This window comes from Mammaliicoccus fleurettii (assembly GCF_003970575.1).
GTDB lineage: Bacteria > Bacillota > Bacilli > Staphylococcales > Staphylococcaceae > Mammaliicoccus > Mammaliicoccus fleurettii.
Window position 1 is genome coordinate 1 of record NZ_RXWZ01000020.1, and the last position, 22413, is coordinate 22413.

Sequence of the window (22413 nt, forward strand, 5' to 3'; positions counted from 1 at the left end):
ATTATACCCGATTATTATTATATTAATTATATTTTTTAATATAATAATAATCTTTTTGTTAAATAAGTTAAACAAATGGTATGTATGTTTGAAAATTGTACTATAAAATGATTAATACTATAATAAGAATAAGCAACTTTTAGAACATTGCAAATTTTATATAAAGGGATGATTAATTAAATGGGACAAATGCTTAGAAATGAAGTTCCTGTTCAAGAAACATGGGATCTTACAAGTTTATTTGAAAATAATGATGCTTTTTATAGTTCATTAGAAGAGTTAGTAAAGACAGTCACTACATTTAATGAAAAGTATGTTAATCAATTAAATGAAATTTCAACTATAGAATCAGCTTTAAATGAACAAGCTGACATTATCATCAGTATTATACATTTAAGTACATATGCAGAATTATTGTATTCTACTGATACATCAAATGAGAAAAGTCAAAAAGTAGCTGCTCAATTCTCAACTACATATGGTAAAATTGCTGGTCTTTTATCTTTCGTTGAATCAGAAATTTTACAGTTAGATGAAGAAGCTTTTAATGCTTTAATTAAGCAATCTGAATATCCTAAATATTTATCTTTATTGAAACGTCAAAAAGCACATACATTACATCCTGAAGTAGAAAAAACACTCGCTTCATTCTCGCCTACTTTTGGTGCGCCATATGAAATGTATGGAATTACTAAAATGCTAGATATTGAATTTGGTACTTTCGAAGCGAATGGAGAAAGTATTCCATTGGATTACGTTTCATTTGAAGGTGATTACGAAGTAGCTTCAAATACTGAAGTAAGACGAAATGCCTTTAAAAAATTCAGTGAAGCTTTACGTCGTTATGAAAATACGACAGCTGCAACTTACAATGCACATGTTCAGAAAGAGAAAATAGAATCTGAATTACGCGGATATGATTCAGTGATAGATTTCTTATTAGAACCTCAAGATGTTACGAGAGATATGTATGATAGACAAATTGATATTATTTCTGAAGAATCGGCACCTCATATGAGAAAATATGCCAAATTACTAAAACGCACAAATAATTTAGATAAACTAAAATTTGAAGATTTACGTATACCGTTAGATCCAACTTATGAACCAGATGTTTCTATAGAAGGTTCTAAAGAATATATTAAAGAAGCGTTGAGTGTTCTAGGCGAAGACTATATGAAAATGGTAAATGATAGTTATGATAAACGTTGGATTGATTTTCCTCAAAATAAAGGAAAACAAACAGGAGCTTATTGTGCAAGTCCATATGGCGTTAACCCATTTATTTTTATTTCATGGACAAGTAAAATGACTGAAGTATTTGTATTAGCTCATGAATTAGGACATGCAGGACATTTTAATTTAGCAAATGCTCATCAAAATGTATATCAAGCTGATTGTTCTATGTATTTTGTAGAAGCACCATCTACAATGAATGAAATGCTTATGGCAAATAGCTTATTGAAAAAATCAGACGATCCTAAATTTAAACGTTGGGTAATTAGTTCTATCATTTCAAGAACGTATTATCATAATATGGTTACGCATCTTTTAGAAGCTAAATACCAAAGAGAAGTATATAGACATGTGGATAAAGGTGAAGCTTTAACTGCCCCACTTTTAAATGGAATTAAAAAACAAGTTATTTCAGACTTTTGGGGAGATGAAGTAGAAATAACTGAAGGCGCAGAATTAACTTGGATGCGTCAACCCCACTATTATATGGGATTATATCCTTACACATATTCTGCAGGACTTACAATTGGTACAGCAATGAGTCAGCGCATTGAAAAAGAAGGACAAACCGCAGTTGAAGATTGGTTAAACGTTTTAAAATCAGGAGGTTCAAAATCACCAGTTGAACTCGCTGAATTAGCTGGTATAGATGTCACAACTGATAAACCATTAAAAGAAACTATCTCATATATTGGTAATTTGATTGACCAGCTAGAACAGTTAACTGATGAAATAGAATAAATTATAATATATTTTCAAACTAAAAACCCGCCTTCACAAGTGAAGGCGGGTTAAATTTTATATTAATCTTCTTTTTTTACTTGAGACCAACCTTTTTGAGTGATTGTGATTTTACCTGTCTCTATTGTGATAAGTTTTTGTTTATATAATCTACCGATTGCACGTTTGAAGCTAGCTTTACTCATATTAAATACTTCTTTTATAGCTTCTGGATCTGACTTGTCCCAGAATGGTAATTCTCCATCATATTCTACTAGTAAATCGAATATAACTTGACCGTCTTCATCTAATCGTTCGTGAGCTAATGGTAAAAATGAACCATTAAGTTCTCCATTTTCTTTTACTCCAATAATTCTAACGTCCATTTCTTCACCAAGTCTTGGCTCGTGTCGACGTTCTGATTCGTGTACGAATATTTTATAGCCCTCTTCAGATAATAAGAATGTTCCTACTCTTAATAATCTATAAGGTCTAGCTTTAACATGCTGATGTAATGTTGATTCTTCAGCAGTTTTAAACATTGTATCAACGATTGTTTCAGTCGCTAATCTTGCGAACATCTGACTATTACTATCTATTCTAAGTGTACAGAAAATCATGTCACCATTTTGTGGCCATAATTCTTTTACTTTTGGTAGATCTTCCCAAGGTATTAATACTTCCCTAGGCAATCCTACATCCACTGCTGCACCTTCTCTATCTACTCTTAATACTTTTACCCAATCATAACGATCTTTCGTTATTGTAGGCATATTTTGAGTAGCAAATAGTTCTCCAGATCGACTTGGATATACGAAGAAACTATAATCTTCTCCAACTTCTAATTGATCATCCTCGTCAACTTCTGAAGCATTCATTTTAATTCGTTCACTACTTGGTCCAAGTAGATGGTATGTTGAACCTTCCAATCTATCCACTTTTAAAAAGTCAATACGACCTACAAGTGTATCTTTATCTTGTGCCATGTCATTCTCCATTCTTATGTTTTTCGTTTATTCATTATAACATGTATTTTTCTTCGTGTAACGACTGTTCAATCTCTTGCCCTTTTTTGTGTTATTTATGATATAATTCATCGGTAGAAGTATTAATGAAAAGGAGTCATTTAATGTTACAAGTCACTGATGTAAGTTTACGATTTGGTGATCGTAAACTATTTGAAGATGTAAATATTAAGTTTATACCAGGTAACTGTTACGGACTTATAGGTGCCAATGGAGCAGGGAAATCAACGTTCTTAAAAGTCTTATCAGGGGAATTAGATTCTCAATCTGGTCATGTTTCACTTGGTAAAGATGAACGTTTAGCAGTTTTAAAACAAGATCACTTTGCTCACGAAGATGAAAAAGTAATCGAAGTTGTTTTAAAAGGCCATGAAAAATTATGGCAAGTTATGAATGAAAAGAACGAAATTTATATGAAACCAGATTTCTCTGATGAAGACGGTATGCGTGCAGCAGAGCTTGAAGGTGAATTTGCTGAAATGAATGGATGGAATGCTGAAGCAGATGCATCTGTTTTACTTTCAGGTTTAGGAATTAAAGATGAATTACATGACAAACAAATGTCTGAGTTAGAAAACAACCAAAAAGTTAAAGTGCTTCTTGCACAAAGTTTATTCGGTGATCCAGATGTTCTTTTACTAGATGAACCTACAAATGGTTTAGATATTAAAGCGATCGCTTGGTTAGAAGATTTCTTAATTAACTTTGAAAATACTGTAATTGTTGTTTCACATGACAGACACTTTTTAAACAATGTATGTACTCATATTGCCGATTTAGATTTCGGTAAAATTAAATTGTTTGTTGGGAACTATGACTTCTGGTATCAATCAAGTCAACTAGCTTCTCAAATGGCTCAAGACCAAAACAAGAAAAAAGAAGAACGTATTAAAGAGTTACAAGACTTTATTGCTAGATTTAGTGCTAACGCATCTAAATCTAAACAAGCTACAAGTCGTAAGAAAATGCTTGATAAAATTGAACTTGATGATATTCAACCGTCATCTAGACGTTATCCATTTGTTAATTTCAATATTGAAAGAGAAATTGGTAATGAGTTATTACAAGTTCAAGGTGTTTCTAAAACAATCGAAGGTAATAAAGTATTAAACAACGTATCTTTCACTATGAATCCTAATGATAAAGCAGTATTAATAGGAGAAAGCGAAATCGCTAAAACTACCCTACTACGTATATTAGCTGGTGAAATTGAGCCAGATGAAGGCACAGTTAAATGGGGCGTTACAACAAGTCAATCATATTTACCTAAAGATAATTCAGAATTCTTTGAAGGAATTAATATGAACTTAGTTGACTGGTTAAGACAATATGCACCACCTGAAGAACAAACAGAAACATTCTTAAGAGGTTTCTTAGGACGTATGTTATTTAGTGGTGAAGAAGTTAAGAAAAAAGCAAGTGTACTTTCAGGTGGAGAAAAAGTTAGATGTATGTTAAGTAAAATGATGTTATCAAGCTCTAATGTATTATTACTTGATGAGCCTACTAACCACTTAGATTTAGAAAGTATTACAGCTGTAAATGACGGATTAAAGAACTTCAAAGGTTCTCTAATTTTCACATCTTACGACTTCGAATTTATTAACACAATTGCAAATAGAGTTATAGAACTTAAAGAAGACGGCGCAATTTCTAAAGAAATCACTTATGATGAATACTTGAGAGATCAAGGCGTTTATAACTAATATTTATATTGAGAAGCTTCAATTCGACTTTTGCCGAATTGAAGCTTCTTTTAATATAAAAACGAATTAAGTTGTATATCTATTAAAAACCATGTTTTTCCATTAATTGTTTAAATAGTTAGAACTTTTGAATTTATCTGTTTTCTCTCTTTACATCAATATTCTTTCTATGTATAATGAATGCATACCAATTGAATATGTTTTTGATGAGGCGCATCAATCATTAGTAACTCCCCTGTTAGACTGCAATCTTTAAGGAGTGAAAGGGTGCGATGCCGAAACGTAATGTTTTTGCAGAGATATTACGTTGGACATTTAGGTTAAGAGCTAAGTGTCTGTCATTATCTTAGGAATAATGGAGTGCATCACTTGTATATATATAATAAAACAAGTTCGGATGCCGAACTTGTTTTTTGTTTATATTAAGGCGTTGACCTCTGATTTACAGGAGGAATTATTTTGGCTCAAAGTGTATTAAAGTTTGGCGGTACATCCGTCGGTGATTTTAACAAGATTAAAAATATCGCGTATATGTTGAAGTCTCGCATTGATAATGGAGAACAATTAGTAGTGGTAGTAAGTGCTATGGGCAAAACGACAGATTCTTTGCTCGAAAATATTGGCACACTTACCTCTCAACCTAAAGATGAGCATTTAGCAATGCTTCTAACAACCGGTGAACAACAGACCATTTCATATCTTTCAATGGTATTAAATGATATAGGTGTTCAAACGAAAGCAATGACAGGTTATCAAGCTGGAATTAAGACAGTCGGTCATCATTTAAAGAGTAAAATTGCTGAAATTGATGCTAATCGATTTGAAACAGCTTTTGAAACAAATGACATACTTGTAGTTGCAGGCTTTCAAGGTGTAAATGATCATCTTGAGATTACGACTCTAGGACGTGGAGGTTCAGATACTACCGCAGTAGCAATAGCTGCAAGTATAGATACGTCTTGTGAAATATATACTGATGTAGATGGTGTATATGGAACAGATCCTAGAATATATAAAGGAGCACACCTTCTCAATGAAGTTTCTTATGAAGAAATGATGGAAATGAGTGCATTAGGTGCAGGAGTTTTAGAATCAAGAAGTGTTGAAATTGCTAAAAATTATAACATACCTTTATATCTTGGAAGAACATTATCAAATGTGAAAGGAACATGGATTATGCCACAAGCAGAAATTTTAGAGAAGAAAGCAGTCACAGGAGTAGCATTAGATACACATATGATTCATGTTACTTTAACATATCCTATGCAAAATTTTGCTTTACTACAAAAATTATTTGATTCATTAGAAGAACAATCTATGAATGTTGATATGATTTCGCAAATCGAAAATCAACAAGGCTTACAACTTTCATTTACGATTAAAGATTCCGATGTCAATCAAATAGAGGAAATTATAGTTAGCATAACAGAGGATTACCCTCACCTACGTTATAAAATGAAAGATAATTACGCTAAACTTTCTGTAATTGGAACGGGCATGAGAGATATGTCAGGAATAGCATCTAAAGCTTTCCGTACTTTGATTACTAATGATATACATTTTTATCAAACAACCACGTCAGAAATAAGTATTTCTTATGTAGTTGATCGTGATTTAGGCGAAAATGCCGTTCGAATTTTAAGTGAAGCATTTAATATATAATTGATTATGGAGTGAAAAAAATGACAAAATTAGCAGTTGTTGGTGCAACAGGTTTAGTAGGAGAAAAAGTATTAGAAGTATTAGATAGAAAAAATATACCATTTGATGAGCTTGTATTATTTTCATCACCTAGATCAGCAGGTAAAGAAGTGGCATTTCAAGGTAGAACTTATGTTGTTGAAGCATTAACTGAAGAGAAAACAAATGGACAATTCGATTACGTTATTATGAGCGCTGGCGGAGGTACAAGTAAAACTTTTGCCCCACTATTTGAAGAGCATGGTGCTATTGTAATAGATAATTCTAGTCAATGGAGAATGCATGAAGGGATAGATTTAATAGTTCCAGAAGTTAATACACCTAAGTTAAATCGAAAAATCATTGCAAATCCTAACTGTTCAACAATACAATCAGTCGTTCCATTAAAACCTTTATTAGATACTTTTGGTTTGAAAAGAGTTGCTTATACAACATATCAAGCAGTATCAGGTTCAGGACTTGCCGGACGCGAAGATTTGTCTAATGGTGAGAAAGGTGAAGCACCTAAGAACTACCCTCACTCAATCTATAATAATGTATTACCACATATAGATGTATTTTTAGAAGATGGTTATACAAAAGAAGAACAAAAAATGATCGAAGAAACAAGAAAAATATTAGATCAACCGACACTTAATGTTACAGCAACATGTGTACGTGTACCTGTTCAAGATAGCCACAGTGTGCACATCAACGTTACTTTAGATAAAGAAGCAACAGTTGAAGATATTAAAAATTTATTTAATGAAGATGACCGTGTAGTTTTGGTAGATAATGTTGAAAAAAATGAATATCCATTAGCTATACACTCTACTGGTAAAGATGAAGTATTTGTTGGAAGAATTCGTAAAGATGATTCTTTAGATAATACTTTCCATATTTGGTGTACTTCAGATAATTTACTAAAAGGTGCAAGTTTAAATGCCGTTCAAGTACTAGAACAAGTTATGCAATTAAATAAATAAAACAAGGAGTGTTAAGTATGTCACATATTTTTACAGGTGTAGGCGTTGCCCTTACAACACCATTTACAAATGAGGATGTAGACTACGAAGCATTTGAAAACCATATAGAATTTTTAATAGATAATGGCGTTAAAAGTATTATTATCAACGGTACAACAGCTGAGAATCCAACATTAACTGCCGAAGAAAGAAAAACGCTATTAGAATGGGGAATTAAAAAAGTGAATGGACGCGTTCCTGTCATTGCTGGCACTGGAACGAATAACACTCAGGCTTCTATTGATGAGTCAATTAGAGCGAAAGAATTAGGTGCAGATGCAATTATGTTAATCACACCTTATTATAATAAAACGAGTCAACGTGGTTTAATTGCACATTTCACTAAAATTGCTAATGAAGTTGAACTTCCAGTTGTATTATATAATGTGCCTTCAAGAACGAACATGACAATAGAAATTGATACTGTTCTTAAATTAAGTGAAAATCCATATATAGTTGCACTTAAAGATGCGACAGGAGATTTGGAATATGCTAAATCGTTAAAAGAACAGTTACCTAGTGACTTTGCTTTATATAGTGGTAATGATGACAATATGTTTGATTATTACCGCTTAGGTGGCGAAGGTTTGATTTCAGTAGTTGCCAATGTCATTCCAAATGAAACTCAACAATTATATGATTATGTTTCAAATGATCAACTTGATAAAGCTACTACTTTAAATGAGGATATTGTAACTTTATTAAATCATTTAAGTGTTGATGTCAATCCAATTCCAATTAAGTTATTAACTTCGGAATTAGGCTTTGGAAATTATGAAGTAAGATTGCCACTTGTGACGTTAGATGAAGAAGAAAGAAAAGTTTTAAGCGAAGCATTTAATACTTTCAAAGATGGTGTAAAACAATGAAAATATTATTAATTGGTTATGGCGCAATGAATGAGCGCGTCGCAAGATTAGCAACAGAAAGAGATAATGAGATTGTAGGCGTTGTTGTCAAGGATCCATCCAAACAATACCCCTACCCTGCTTTCAATTCTATATCTAAAGCTCCAGAAGCGGATGTTGCGATTGATTTTTCGAATCCAGAATTATTATTACCTTTATTAGAAGAAGATTTTAAATTACCTTTAGTTATTGCAACAACTGGTGACAAGGAAAAAATAATTGAACAACTAAAAGTAAAATCGGCAAATATGCCAGTATTCTTTAGTGCTAATATGAGTTATGGTGTTCATATACTTAAAGAAATTATTCAATATGCAGTACCACTTTTAGAAGACTTCGATATTGAAATGATCGAAAAGCATCATAACAAGAAAGTGGATGCACCAAGTGGAACACTTGTACAATTATATGATGCAATTAAAGAAAAAAGAGCGCAATCAGTGCCAATTTATGATAGACATGAGTCATCGTCTAAACGAGATGCAGCAGAAATTGGTATTAGCTCTCAACGTGGTGGTACAATTGTTGGAGAGCATCAAGTATTGTTTGCAGGGCATGATGAGACAATAGAAATTACACACCGTGCTCAATCAAAAGATATCTTTGCAAATGGTGCTATTAATGTAGCTGAAGTACTAGTAAATAAAGAAAATGGATATTACACATACAATAACTTAAATGAGGAGAGAAATTAACATGGTTAAAGATTTTACAGCAGAAGAAATTATTCAATATATTAGTGAGGCGGAGAAAGTTACGCCATTAAAAGTTTATGTAAACGGGCAATTTGATAATGTTGAATTTCCAGAGTCATTTAAAGTATTCGGTTCAGAGTCATCAAAAACAATTTTTTGTGATGCTAAAGATTGGACTCGTTTCTATGAAGAAAACAAATCAGCATTTACTGATTTAGAAATTGAACATGATCGTCGTAACTCTGCAATCCCATTAAAAGATTTAACAAATACAAATGCACGTATAGAGCCAGGTGCTTTCATAAGAGAACATGCTGTTATTGAAGACGGCGCAGTGGTTATGATGGGAGCAACGATAAATATTGGTGCAGTTGTTGGAGAAGGAACAATGATAGATATGAATGCTACTTTAGGTGGACGTGCTACAACAGGTAAAAATGTTCATGTTGGTGCAGGTTCAGTATTAGCTGGTGTAATAGAACCACCAAGTGCATCTCCTGTTATCATTGAAGATGATGTACTAATTGGTGCAAATGCTGTCATTCTTGAAGGTGTTAGAGTTGGTAAAGGTGCAATTGTAGCAGCTGGTGCTATTGTAACGAAAGATGTTCCTGAAGGTGCAGTCGTTGCTGGTACACCTGCTAAAGTAATTAAACAATCAGCAGATGTTCAAGATGGCAAAAAAGAAATTGTATCGGCATTACGTAATTTAAATCAATAATTATATACACAATATAAAATGAATGCGCCAATCAAACTGATTGGCGTTTTCTATACATACTATAAAGGGACTGAGTTTAATGTCTGAATTAGAATTTGTTAAAAATACAAGAAGATACTTGCATCAACATCCTGAATTAAGTATGCAAGAATATGAAACAACGGCATATATTGAATCATTTTTAAATGAACTAGATATTCCATATGAACGCCCTATTTCAACAGGTGTTATAGGATATTTAAAGGGTAATTCAAATCAAACGATTGCTTATAGAGCAGATATAGATGCATTACCAATTCAAGAAGTGAATGAAATTTCTTATAAAAGTATAGTAGATAATGTGATGCATGCTTGTGGACATGATGGTCATACAACAGCATTAATGCTTTTTACAAAACGTTGTAAAGCACTATATGACAAAGGACAATTACCTCATAATGTTGTATTTATTTATCAACCTTCTGAAGAAACAGAAGCTGGTGCGAATCAATTGATTCAATCTAAAGTATTCGATAAATACAATATAGATAAAATATACGGCATACATATCATGCCTTTTGAAGATGTTGGAACTGTAGCGTTTAAAAATGACGAAATCACAGCTAGTGCTACTGAATATAGATTTTATTTAAATGGTCTATCTAGTCATGTGGCAAGTAAAGAAGAAGGCAAAGCAGCTTCAGAAGCAATGATGCATATATTGTCGCAAGTTTCACAAATACAGCAATTTCATTTAAATGGTTTAAACCGTAATATCGTACATATTGGAAAATTTAATGTGGGAGAAGCAATAAATACTGTTCCACAAAATGGTTATTTAGAAGGTACAATTAGAACATATGATACAAATGATCTTCAAATTGTTAAAGATCAAATGCATAAAATAGCAGAAAGCGTAGAATTATTATTTAGTGTAACTTGTTCTGTTAAATTTGCTGAAGGTTATCCACCTACTACAAATGATGTTACGCTTTATAAAAACGTAAAAGAAGCTCTAACTAAACTAAACCTAACACAACATGAATTAGAAAAACCATATTTGTTTGGTGAAGACTTTAGCTTTTATCGCAATATAGCACCAAGTTATTTTGTATTTTTTGGTACACGAAACATACAAAAAGATTATATATATGGACTTCATACAAATAAATTAAATTTTGATGAAGAAGTATTAATAAGTGTCGCTGATTATTATACAGCATTATTAACTCAAGGAGAGGTCGATTAATGGTAGCACGTATAACATTTGAAGAACAAAATTTTATAAACAATGTGAAACACGTCATTCAAGATAATGGCGTTATGGCAGTCGTTAAGAACGATGCTTATCATTTCGGTCTAGAATTTGCTGTAGAGTCATTTATGAAAGCAGGTATTCGTACTTTTAGTACTACTTCTTTATATGAAGCAGTAAGAATACGTAAATTAGATCCACATGTAAATATCTTTTTGATGAATCCGTCCATAGAATTTGAAAAATTGAAACAATATGATATAGCGATGACATTGCCCTCTTTAAAATTTTATCATGAACATTTAGAATCTTTATCAGGCATTAAATTACATTTAGAATTTGAAAATTTATTACATCGTTCTGGATTAAAAGATCAATATGAAATGATACAAGTATTAGAACACAATGCAAGTCTCTCTAAAGATAATCAATCACTTATCGAAGGCATTTGGACGCATTTTGGTTATGCTGATGAATTTGATGGTAATGAATACGATACTGAAAGAGACGCTTGGAAAAAATGTTTAATGCATATTCTTAACGAAGGTTATACATTTGAATTTATCCATTCACAAAATAGTGCAAGCTATGTTCGTGAAGATCGTTTACTAGATCAACATACACATGCCCGATTAGGGATTATTTTATATGGATCAAGACCGTATAGTACCTTACCTACTACAGTAACTAAACAAAATTTTTCTGTAACAGCAAATGTAATACAAGTTCGCCCTATTAAAAAAGAAGAAACATGCGGATATAGCTTTCAATTTACTGCTGAAAAGGATTGTAACATTGCTGTAGTGGATATTGGATATGGGGACGGAATACTGAAGACAAGAGCTAAACATGATGCACTCATAAATCAAAAGCGCTATCCAATACGTGGTTTAATGATGAGTCATATGTTTGTTGAAGTAGATGAATCTGTACAAAGCGGCGATACAGTAACGATGTATAGTGATAAAATAAGAATAGATGAATTTACGTTTAAAGGTGTCGGTGCTAATTCCGAACAAATTAGTGCTTTGAATCATCATTCATTAATAAAGGAGATTATATCATGACAGTAAAATATAATGAACAAGGTGTTCTAACAATGGGTAATGTTTCATTAAAGACAATAGCTGCAAGCTTTGGTACCCCTACTATCGTATACGATGAAGAACAAATTAGAAATCAATGTAGAAGATTTCATGAAGCTTTTAAAGAAAGTGAATTGTCTTATAATATTTCTTATGCATCTAAAGCTTTTAGCAGTATACAGTTATTTAAATTAATGGATGAAGAACAAATGGGCTTAGATGTTGTTTCTGAAGGCGAATTATATACAGCATTAGCGAGTGGCTTCAATCCGAGTAAAATACACTTCCATGGTAACAATAAAACAAATGAAGAAATCGAGTATGCTATTGAAAGTGGTGTTGAATACTTTGTAATAGATTCTTTAGATGAAATCGACCGTATTAATCGTGTTGCCTCTAAGCCAATTAAAGCTGTTTTAAGAGTTAATCCAGGTGTTGAAGCACATACACACGAATTTATTCAAACTGGCCAAGAAGATAGTAAATTTGGCTTGTCAATTAAACATGGTACTGCAATAGAAGGTGTGCGTGCTTTACAAGCATCTGAAAAAATAGATTTTAAAGGTATACATTTTCATATTGGATCACAAATATTTGAAGCAGATGGAACGATTAATACTATACAAATCGTGTTTGAATGGTTAAAGGCGAATGATATACAAATTGATATCTTGAATTTAGGTGGTGGCTTTAGTATTCAATATACAGAAGCGGATAAAAGTTATCCTATAGAAGAAGGTATTAAACTTATAACTGATGCTATCAAAGAAAATAGTAAGAAATATGAAATGGCTATACCAGAAATATCTATAGAACCAGGTCGTTCAATAGTTGGTGAAGCGGGAATTACGCTATATCAAGTTGGTACAATTAAAGAAATACCGAATGTGAATACTTATGTTTCAATTGATGGTGGCATGAGTGATCATATAAGAACAGCTTTGTATGATGCACAGTATGAAGCATTGCTTGTAAACAGAAATGATGAGGATACGCACGAAGTAACAATTGCTGGTAAATTGTGTGAATCTGGAGATTTAATCGGAAGAGACATGAAATTACCTAAATCGACGAAAATTGGTGATTATATAGCAGTACTTTCTACTGGAGCATATCACTACTCTATGAGTTCTAATTATAACCAAATGTTAAAACCATCTGTGCTATTTGTTAAAGATGGTAAAGCAAGAGAAGTAATAAAAAGACAAACGTTGAAACAATTAATTTTGAATGACGTGAAATAAACTAAAATAGCTTGGATCATATATCCTAACTTAAAATAAATAGGCATATCACTTAACTGATTTTTTTAAAGTTTACAGTGATATGCTTATTTTTTATAAAATTCCACGATTTTGTACGTGCATGCTTGCCTAGGGGTATGGTTCGAGCCTGTAGTCTCTCACGCATACTATTCCCACAGGCGTCCGCACTTACAAAATCGTAACTAATATTTATTTTTATAAAATCTTACGATTATATATGTGTATGCTTGCCTAGGGGTATGGTTCGAGCCTGTAGTCTCTCACCCATACTTTCCCCTCAGGCGTCAGCACTTTACAAAATCGTTAACAATATCAAGTTGTATACAAAAAAATAAAGCACTTTCGTATAGTTTAATTAATTACAATAAAAATCAAATTAACGAGGTGCTTTATATATAAAAGTTATAACATGTCTCAAATAATACTGCTATTAATTGTTATCTTAAAGCAGAAAGAAACCCTAACAATGTTAGGGTTTCTTTCTAGTCTTTCAAATTCATATATATTATAGTTTTACAACGTTTGCAGCTTGTGGGCCACGGTCGCCTTCAACTACTTCGAATTCTACTGCTTGACCTTCTTCTAAAGATTTGTAACCTTCTTGGTTAATTGCTGAGAAATGTACGAATACGTCATTTTCTCCTTCAATTTCGATGAAGCCAAATCCTTTTTCTGCGTTAAACCATTTTACTGTACCTTGTTTCATAATGTGAAACCTCCAAGACTAAAATTCAATATGCGATATTCGCATATTACAAAAAACACAATTAATATAAATATGTCATTTGCAATATGGAATAACGATATTGCTATTACTTATTATACGTCACTAAATATTCAAATGCAATACCATTTGAGATATTTTCAGATTTTATTAATTTGGTAAAGGTGTATAAATAGAATTGTCATTTAATACAAGTATACTATAAAAAATTTGTAAGTCTTCTTCACAGTCTTCACAATATGACAAATCACAATTATTATAAAATGCATGTATATTATGCTTGCCTACGAGTTCATTAGTAAATTTAATTTGGTATTTTTCAAGTAAGTTTTTATATTGCGTAATCATTTCATCATAATCAACACATTCTATTTCTTTAATAATATTATCTTTCCAATCGTCAAACAGCCACCATCCCTCATAATCTGCTCGGATTGTTACGATTTTATACATCTAAAAAACTCCCCTATTTAGAAAATTGCCCTAAAATAAATTTAAATCTTATTACCAATTAAATCAAGAAAATAGCTTGTGTGTATGTTTCTAATTATTAGTTTTTTTATACATAACCCTTTATAATAGATATATGAGGTGATAAAAATGAACGGAAAACATATTAAAGTATTTGGACGAGTACAAGGTGTTGGTTTTAGATTTTTTACAGCACAACTTGCTAAAAAGTATAAAATTGTTGGTAGCGTTGAAAATGTTAGCGACTATGTAGAGATATATGCTAGTGGCAATGATGATAACTTAGAACAATTTATAAATGGTGTTATTCAGGGAGCAGCACCAGCTTCAGTTGTTGAAAATTATACAATTGATGATACGACATTAGATGAGAAAACAAAGCACTTCAAAACGTTATAAATTAGGAAGATGACAATGAAATATAATTTATCATATGTATTAGGTGCACTACTAGCTGTACCTATATCATTTATCGCATTTTTATTTAGTATTTTTCAATTGGATTTAAATTTTATTATTGATATGACAGTATTTGCTGGTTCATATGTATTAAGCTTTTTACCTATTCAATGGTATAGCTCAAGAAAATATTTAAAAGAGATGGGCTTAACGCGACGTGAATTTCATTTTATAAGAAAACAATTAAACGTTGCTCAACCAAAACTGAAGCGTCTTTATAAGAACTATATGCGTGTAAGATCATATAGCGAATTTAAGAATTTAAATGAAGTCGCTAAATTGGCGCGTACAATTTATAATGCAGTCAAACAATCGCCTGAAAAATTTTACACAGTTGAGAGTTTCTTCTATTCTCATTTAGACAATACGGTGAATTTAATTGAAAATTATACAATGCTACAACGCATGCCTAATAAGTCTAAAGAAGAAAAAGCTAAATTGAAACAAACGAAACTAACTATTGATGAAAACAAAAGAACTTTAGTAGCAGATTTGAAACAGCTAAACGAATCTAGCTATCATCAATTAGATATTGAAATGGAACTTGCTGATATAGCTAAAGATAGAAATAATTATACGCAAGCTATTCCTGAATCGACAAAAGAAAAAGTGAATTTAAGAAAAAAGGCAAAAAAATACGAATATGAAATGGAGCGTAACGATGACTGAAACAAATAAAAACCTATTTGACGACCTTATTGATGATCCATTTAAAGATTCATCAAATGAATTAACACCACAAAAAGCAGAAGTTTCAGAACAACAAGGACAATCTGATGTGACATCAACATATGAAAAATCGTTTTCTGATGAAGATCAGCGTAAAATTGACGAAATTGCTAAACAAATTAAACCATTAGATAATGATGGCTTACTATTGTATGGACAGCAAGCTCAAAATAAATTATCACAGTTCTCTCATCAAATGTTGACTCAAGTGCAATCTAAAGATGTCGGTCCAATTGGTTCTTCATTAAGAAATTTAATGAACAAATTAAAAGAAGTAAATCCTGATGAATTACAGAAACAAAATAAATCTAGACTAAAAAGAATATTTAGAAGAGCTGAACGTTCTGTAAATGAAATGTTCAGTAAATATCAATCAGTTGGTGCTCAAGTTGACCGTATATCAGTTGAATTACAAAAATCTCAAAATATGCTAATGAAAGATGTTGGATTGCTGGATCAACTATACGAAGAAAACAAAGCCTATTTCGATGCATTAAACATTTATATTGCAGCAGCTGAGAAAAAACGTGATGAATTAAAACGAAACGAACTAGTAGCGCTAGAGAATAAAGTTAAATCATCTAATAATCAAATGGATGTACAAGAATTAGCAGATTTACAGCAATATATAAATCGTCTTGAAAAAAGAATCTATGATTTACAACTATCACGACAAATTACGTTGCAATCAGCCCCACAAATACGAATGATACAAAATATTAACCAGACATTGGCAGAAAAAATTCAAAGTTCTATTTTGACAAGTATTCCATTGTGGAAAAATCAAATGGCTATCGCTTTAACATTGTTAAGACAACAAGGTGCTTCTGAAGCACAAAAGAAAGTTACAGATACAACAAACGAATTACTCTTAAAAAATTCTGAAATGCTAAAACAAAATGCAATCAGAACGGCTGAAGAAAATGAACGTGGTATTGTAGATATTGAAACTTTGAAGACAACGCAAACGAATATAGTAGATACAATTCAAGAAACACTTCGTATACAAGAAGATGGTACAAGAAAACGTCAACAAGCAGAGCAAGAATTACAAACACTTGAAGAAGATTTAAAGTCAAAACTTTTACAACTCAAAGATGAACAACATCAATTGAGAAATTCGTTTAAATCATAAAAAGGAACTTCGTTAACGAAGTTCCTTTTTTCTATAGATTACATAAATTGACTTAAGAAATACCCCATCATTGTGCCTATATAATTTCCAATGACATAACCTAGTGTACCTATAATTAATATTGGACCAACGAGACTATGCCAACCTTTTGAAATTGCTAAGGCAGCTGCTGTAGTAGGTCCTCCTGCATTAGCATTACTAGCTAGAATCATTTCTTCAATATTGAACTTAAACAATTTTCCGAATGAAAGTGTAATTGCTAAGTTGAATATTAAAATAATTGCTACGAATATAAATAATAATGGTGCAGTTTTTATGATAATTGGAATTGAAGCTGGCACCCCTATTACCACAAAGAAAATATATATTAAAAATGTACCAAGCTCATCTGAAGCATTTAAATTTTCAAAGAATTTACTAAATACTGCTACTGCAATAAGTGTCAATGTTGTTAATAGTAAAAATTGATCTCCTATAATACTTACTAAAATCTCTAAAAAAGGATTACTTTTAGGTACCATTGCATTGATAAGTTCTGAGATTTTAAAACTTATAGCAACTAAAACGAATGCAATTGCTAATGAATAAGCAATATCTTTTAAACTAATTTCATTTCTTTTCCAGTATGTTTCTGCATTATTTCCCTCTGTATCTTTATTATCAGTGCTCAATCTATTAAAATATTTTTTTACAAATTTTAGATTAGGTAATGTAATGAGTACTATAAAATAAAACGCCATTACACTATTATCTGCTACGACTGTGGCGGAAACAAGCTCACCAGGCGTTTCAAATTTAGTGCTAAGTGCTGCGAAATTCACGCCGCCTCCTATGTAGCTACCTGTCATCATAGCACCTATTTTATCTAATTCAGGTATAAATTGATGCAATAATAAAAATGCGATTGTAACACCTACTACTGTTCCTACTGAACTAATTAAGAAAATAAATAACAAACGTCTACTTTCTTTCCATATTTTAAAGATGTTAGATCTAAATAACAGTAATGGTATTGCTAAAGGTATAACATAGTTCCAAACTTGATCGTAAACTGGAGATGCTATTGGGATGATATTAAGATTAGATAATAACATAGCACCAATTAACGCTATAATGGCACCAGTAATTTTAGATGCAAAGGCATATCTTTGTTCTAAAAAAATACTGAGTGCAGCAATACTAACTAATATAGCCCATAAAAGCCATGTTTCATCCTTATTGATGATTGCATTTAAATACATTAAATCAGCCCCTTTATTTTTACTTAAAATATTATGAATAGAGGCTGAGACAATTAATTTGTCTCAGCCTCGTATAATTTAGCTATATTCTATTGGTGCTTGGTTTTTCACTTTACCTATGATGAATCCAATAATAAATCCTACAATTGCAAATGGTATCCATTCCATTTGATATTGAGCTAAAGGTAATTTACTAATAAATCCAATTGTTGCCCACTCCATTTGATTAAATACTGATATAAATGAAATGATTGTAACGAATGCTACAGCCAATTGTTGTGCAATTGGTGGTGTTTTAACATATTTAGCTAATAAAATTAATAACACTGCAGTAATTGCAATTGGGTATAGCACAAGTAATACTGGTAAAGAACCTTTAATTACAGTTGTTAAACCTTGATTTGAAAGGATAAAACTAATTAAAGTAAAGATTGCTACAAACCATTTGTAAGAAATTTTAGGTAATAATTCATTAAAGAATTCACTTACAGAAACAATCAAGCCTGTAGCTGTTGTTAAACAAGCTAATGCTACGATTATACCGATTAAATATTTACCAAATTCACCAAATGCTAAATTTGCTGCAGATGTTAGTAAGTATGTTCCGATATTTTGACCGTTAGCATTCAGTTCTTTAATCGTTTCAGCTGAAACATTCATATGATTTCCGATCCAGCCTAATGAAATATAAATGAAACCTAAAGCTATTGCAGCAATAATTCCTGCAAAAATAGTTTGTTTAAATAATCCAGTTTCTTTTGTTACACCTTTACTCTTAATTGCAGTAATAACAATCATAGAGAAAGCAATGGCAGCAATTGCATCCATTGTTAAGTAACCTTCTACAAAACCTTTACCAAAGCTAGTACCACTACTACTATATACAGCAGGATCCCCTGATACAGTAGATTCACCACTTAAAGTAATGAATGCTTTAACAATCAAAGCTGTGATTGATATTAGCAGTAAAGGAGTTAAAATTGACCCAACTTTATCTACCATTTTACTTGAGTTAAAACTTAAGTAAAATACAATAATAAAGTAAATGAGTGTGAAAATAAATAAAGACATTGAACTCGTTGTTTCAAATATCGGAGTTATTCCCATCTCAAATGATGTTGCTGCCGTACGTGGTATAGCAAATAGCGGTCCAATTGTTAAAGAAATAGCAACTAATAACACAACTGCAAATACAGGATGTATCTTCCCTAATGATACTCTGTACCCTTTCTCTTCAATTGATCCTGTGATTACACCAATTAAAGGCAAACCTATTCCCGTTATAACAAACCCAAATATTGCTGGCCAAAAGAAATTGCCGCTCGATAATCCTAGTGCAGGTGGAAAAATTAAATTCCCTGCCCCAAAGAAAATCGCAAATAACATAAATCCTACTACAAAAATATTCTTATTCATATATTTTACTCCTTTTACGTCTTACAATAATCTATATTTTATCATTGGAGAAAGTTTTCGTCTATATGAAATTTCTGAAAATTAAAAAAATGTAAATATTTTCAAATTCATTTATATAGATTGTAATAATAATTTTTTCAGTAACGGAGCCAGTTGATATGGTAAATTCTCAACACCTTCTACAAATAGGCTTTGCTTACCATAAATATTATGAACAGTCCGTTTAATACTTTCATCAATTACATCTTGATTAAGAAAAACATTGAATACGTAGATCCCCTGTTTGTCAGCTTCAATGACTGCTTCATGTGTATCAATAATACCATCTTCTGCATAATCAAAGGCTGAAGGTTCTCCATCAGAGAACACGATCAAGAATTTTTGTGCCTCAGATCTTTGTAGTAAATGTTGTGTAGCAACTCTTAACGCTACGCCATCACGATTATCATCTTGAGGTTCGAGTGTCATAATTCTAGCGTCATTTTGTTTTAGTGTAGATTCGTTATATAAAATTAATTTTTCTATCGTATTAGGTTGATTTTGCTTATCAGAATCAAACGCATCTTCACTGAAACCAAGTATTTCATGTTTTATATCAAGATTTTTAAGCGTTTCATGAAATAACACAACACCCTTTTTAGTTTCTTCCATTTTGTCATGCATACTTGCTGAAGCATCGACTAATAACGTAAATGTAGCATCTAGTTTTCTACTAAATGCATCTTTTTTAAAGAATAATTTATACTGATCATCAATAAACCAGTTTAATAAGTTCTTTTGTAGTCTACCTTTAGTCAAGTTTTCTCTTAAATCACTATATTGATGATTCATAGATTTTTGAATTATGCTCGTTAAGTCTTTAATTTCAAACTGTACACTATCAACTGCTTTTTTATAAGCAACAACATCAGATGGTGTGATTTCAGGTTTATTAAAGGATAATGAGACATTTTGGTTTACACCTTTTAAATTATAATGATTGTTTAGTCCCTGTGATCCGCCTTCTTCATCGTCAATCGTATCATTTGATCCTTTGCCTTTTTTCTCCATCATATCTGTCATATCATCAGATGCATCACCTTCACGTTCGTTATCAGAAAGTACATCGCTATTTTCACCTTCATGTAATTCCATTTCTAAATATGAATCACTATCAGCTTTACTATCTGCCGTTTTTGTTTCAGCTTCTTCTGTCGTAATTTCGTCTTGGTCGTGCTCTTTTTCATTACTTTGATCAGTTTGAGCAGCATCTTGTCTACTTAAATCTTCAAGTGACCACTCTTCTTCATAACTTTTGTATATTCGTTCTGGGATATGATAGTACTGATTTAACATATCTTCTTTTAATAAATAATCGACAAGTACCATAATGCTAACAGCTAAATCATAACTATCTTCAGACGTATTTAAATTAAAAATTTGAGTTAATCTATTAAAAACTTGCACAAGAGCATCATCAAAATTTTCGTGTATAGCAATATTATTCATAAAATTTTCGTTCAAAATAGCATGTTCTATAGCTAAAAATAGTAAATCAGTATAAGTAGTTTTTGTTTGATATACATGGATTTGACTATTATTTTGTTTAACTTTTACTGCTAATCTATGTTTAAATATGTTTTTTGTTACAGGTCTTTTTTGCATGATAATATTAGACAATCTATACTCTTCAATGAGCATAAACAATTGCTTAAAAAAGTTCATATGATCGAATGATTCATCTAATACTTCCTTATAAATTGAAGGATCAATGTGTTTAAAGCCAATCGTATCTAGCATGATATCAGATTTTAGTCCTGCTCTTGTTACATGTTCAGGACGATGTAACCAAGTGAAACTGACATTACATGTATTTTGTATTGGATCGTAATGCTGGAACTTTTGAAACGATACTTTAACATTAGGATCTTCAAGTAATAATTTTGCTAGATCTGTTAACATCATAATTTGCTGTGCATCGATTTGTTCATCATTAAATAATATAAAACGATCACTCATGATATTCTCCTTACTCGAAAATTAATTCAATGGCATTTTGTATAGCTTGTTGTTCTCTTTCATCGTCTATTTTATCGATAATTGCGCGTTTTATTGCACGTCTAACTGGTATAACTGTAGTTAAATCTGCAAGGTCGATTAGTGCTCTTATACTTGCTGATTCTTCAGAAATTTGACCTTGGCTAGACATAATGCGTAAATCTTTATTAAATTGAATAATGGAATCAATTATTTCATCATCCTTTAATTTACTCTGTTCTTTTATAATCATTTTTAAAGTTTCGCCATCAATATAATCTATATCTAAGACAACGAATCTATTTTTTAATGCTTCGTTCATCGGTAGCGTACCAATATAGCCAACATTGATTGCTGCGACTACAGAAAATCCTTCTTTAGCTTGGACAACTTCACCAGTAAATGGGTTTGTTAAAGCTCTTCTAAAGTCTAATACACCATTCAAAATTGGTAATGTTTCAGGTTTTGCCATGTTTATTTCATCTATATATAAAATGTCACCATTTTTCATAGCTTTAATAACTGGGCCATCTATAAAGACAATTTCTTGATGACCGTGTTCATTTGTTTCGATAGTTTTAAAACCTAACAAACTTTCAGCGTCTAAATCTACTGAACAGTTTACAGAATGCATAGGTTTATTTAAATCTCTTGCAAGTGTTTCGGCTAATTTTGTCTTTCCTGATCCAGTTGGTCCTTTTAGAAGGATATTTTTATTAAGTTGAATCATTGATAATGCATCATTGTATATTGTTTCATCGTTATTTAAATATTTATTAAAATTTGTCATAATGTTCTCCTTTAATCTACTATAAGTAAACCTAAAAAGAGAAAAGTTCTATAATTACTATAGAGCTTTTCTCTAGTTTAATATTTTAAAAATTATACTTCTTTAAAGTATGTTTTATAATAACCACCAACA

20 protein-coding genes and 1 riboswitch are annotated in these 22413 nt (G+C 31.5%); of the genes, 13 read left to right on the plus strand and 7 right to left on the minus strand.

Features of this window, described 5'->3' with window-relative positions; translation table 11 throughout:
* Positions 1-180 precede the first annotated feature (180 nt).
* The gene (gene pepF / locus CD129_RS01055) at positions 181-1977 is read left to right on the plus strand and encodes an oligoendopeptidase F (protein WP_115337473.1); all 1797 of its coding nucleotides are present in this window, start codon (positions 181-183) and stop codon (positions 1975-1977) included.
* A gap of 62 nt (positions 1978-2039) precedes the next feature.
* Here the strand turns inward: pepF and CD129_RS01060 are convergent, their stop codons facing one another.
* Entirely contained in the window at positions 2040-2942 is a 903-nt protein-coding gene (locus tag CD129_RS01060) for a CvfB family protein (protein WP_078358125.1), read from the minus strand.
* A gap of 143 nt (positions 2943-3085) precedes the next feature.
* Here CD129_RS01060 and CD129_RS01065 point away from each other — a divergent pair, with 143 nt between their 5' ends.
* The 9 genes from CD129_RS01065 (at position 3086) to lysA (ending at position 13279) form a co-directional block, all read left to right on the plus strand.
* Positions 3086-4687: an ABC-F family ATP-binding cassette domain-containing protein gene (locus CD129_RS01065; protein WP_107509949.1), complete on the plus strand. Its 1602-nt coding sequence runs from the start codon at positions 3086-3088 to the stop codon at positions 4685-4687.
* A 198-nt stretch (positions 4688-4885) separates the two neighbouring features.
* A riboswitch (Lysine riboswitch) is annotated at positions 4886-5061 on the plus strand.
* An 85-nt stretch (positions 5062-5146) separates the two neighbouring features.
* The gene (locus tag CD129_RS01070; protein ID WP_078358127.1) at positions 5147-6349 is read left to right on the plus strand and encodes an aspartate kinase; all 1203 of its coding nucleotides are present in this window, start codon (positions 5147-5149) and stop codon (positions 6347-6349) included.
* A gap of 20 nt (positions 6350-6369) precedes the next feature.
* Positions 6370-7353: an aspartate-semialdehyde dehydrogenase gene (locus CD129_RS01075; RefSeq protein WP_115337472.1), complete on the plus strand. Its 984-nt coding sequence runs from the start codon at positions 6370-6372 to the stop codon at positions 7351-7353.
* 17 nt (positions 7354-7370) lie between these two features.
* Complete coding sequence (gene dapA / locus CD129_RS01080; protein WP_078358129.1) at positions 7371-8261, plus strand: 4-hydroxy-tetrahydrodipicolinate synthase; 891 nt, start codon at positions 7371-7373, stop codon at positions 8259-8261.
* Entirely contained in the window at positions 8258-8995 is a 738-nt protein-coding gene (dapB, locus tag CD129_RS01085; protein WP_115337471.1) for a 4-hydroxy-tetrahydrodipicolinate reductase, read from the plus strand. The genes dapA and dapB overlap by 4 nt, the downstream gene beginning before the upstream one ends.
* Position 8996: 1 nt before the next feature.
* Positions 8997-9716: a 2,3,4,5-tetrahydropyridine-2,6-dicarboxylate N-acetyltransferase gene (dapD, locus tag CD129_RS01090; protein WP_107509952.1), complete on the plus strand. Its 720-nt coding sequence runs from the start codon at positions 8997-8999 to the stop codon at positions 9714-9716.
* Between the two features lie 79 nt (positions 9717-9795).
* Complete coding sequence (locus CD129_RS01095) at positions 9796-10944, plus strand: M20 metallopeptidase family protein (protein WP_115337470.1); 1149 nt, start codon at positions 9796-9798, stop codon at positions 10942-10944.
* A complete protein-coding gene (locus CD129_RS01100; RefSeq protein ID WP_115337469.1) occupies positions 10944-12017 on the plus strand; it encodes an alanine racemase in 1074 nt (357 codons plus the stop codon). The genes CD129_RS01095 and CD129_RS01100 overlap by 1 nt, the downstream gene beginning before the upstream one ends.
* Positions 12014-13279, plus strand: a complete 1266-nt coding sequence (gene lysA / locus CD129_RS01105) for a diaminopimelate decarboxylase (RefSeq protein ID WP_107509954.1) — start codon at positions 12014-12016, stop codon at positions 13277-13279. The genes CD129_RS01100 and lysA overlap by 4 nt, the downstream gene beginning before the upstream one ends.
* Positions 13280-13805: 526 nt before the next feature.
* On the opposite strand, the gene cspA is transcribed toward lysA, so the two are convergent.
* Positions 13806-14006 (minus strand): cold shock protein CspA, encoded by a 201-nt coding sequence (gene cspA, locus CD129_RS01110; RefSeq protein ID WP_016912585.1) that lies wholly within the window; start codon positions 14004-14006, stop codon positions 13806-13808.
* 168 nt (positions 14007-14174) lie between these two features.
* Positions 14175-14477 carry a DUF1033 family protein gene (locus CD129_RS01115; protein WP_078358139.1) on the minus strand — a complete coding sequence of 101 codons (303 nt, stop codon included), beginning with the start codon at positions 14475-14477 and terminating at the stop codon, positions 14175-14177.
* 147 nt (positions 14478-14624) lie between these two features.
* Between CD129_RS01115 and CD129_RS01120 the strand changes: the two genes are divergently transcribed.
* The 3 genes from CD129_RS01120 to CD129_RS01130 are packed head-to-tail and all read left to right on the plus strand — an operon-like array spanning position 14625 to position 16818.
* Positions 14625-14894, plus strand: a complete 270-nt coding sequence (locus CD129_RS01120) for an acylphosphatase (protein ID WP_078358140.1) — start codon at positions 14625-14627, stop codon at positions 14892-14894.
* 15 nt (positions 14895-14909) lie between these two features.
* Complete coding sequence (locus tag CD129_RS01125) at positions 14910-15623, plus strand: 5-bromo-4-chloroindolyl phosphate hydrolysis family protein (protein ID WP_115337468.1); 714 nt, start codon at positions 14910-14912, stop codon at positions 15621-15623.
* Complete coding sequence (locus CD129_RS01130) at positions 15616-16818, plus strand: toxic anion resistance protein (RefSeq protein ID WP_115337467.1); 1203 nt, start codon at positions 15616-15618, stop codon at positions 16816-16818. Before CD129_RS01125 ends, CD129_RS01130 begins: the two co-directional genes overlap by 8 nt.
* 38 nt (positions 16819-16856) lie before the next feature.
* Here the strand turns inward: CD129_RS01130 and CD129_RS01135 are convergent, their stop codons facing one another.
* From CD129_RS01135 to CD129_RS01150, 4 genes are all read right to left on the minus strand, one after another.
* On the minus strand, positions 16857-18059 hold the full coding sequence (locus CD129_RS01135) for a DUF819 family protein (RefSeq protein ID WP_115337466.1): 1203 nt from the start codon (positions 18057-18059) through the stop codon (positions 16857-16859).
* A gap of 78 nt (positions 18060-18137) precedes the next feature.
* Positions 18138-19475 carry a branched-chain amino acid transport system II carrier protein gene (brnQ, locus tag CD129_RS01140; RefSeq protein ID WP_078358145.1) on the minus strand — a complete coding sequence of 446 codons (1338 nt, stop codon included), beginning with the start codon at positions 19473-19475 and terminating at the stop codon, positions 18138-18140.
* 111 nt (positions 19476-19586) lie between these two features.
* Positions 19587-21473, minus strand: coding sequence for a vWA domain-containing protein (locus CD129_RS01145; protein ID WP_115337465.1), 1887 nt, complete (start codon positions 21471-21473; stop codon positions 19587-19589).
* A gap of 10 nt (positions 21474-21483) precedes the next feature.
* Entirely contained in the window at positions 21484-22281 is a 798-nt protein-coding gene (locus tag CD129_RS01150) for an ATP-binding protein (protein WP_078358148.1), read from the minus strand.
* Positions 22282-22413: the final 132 nt, after the last annotated feature.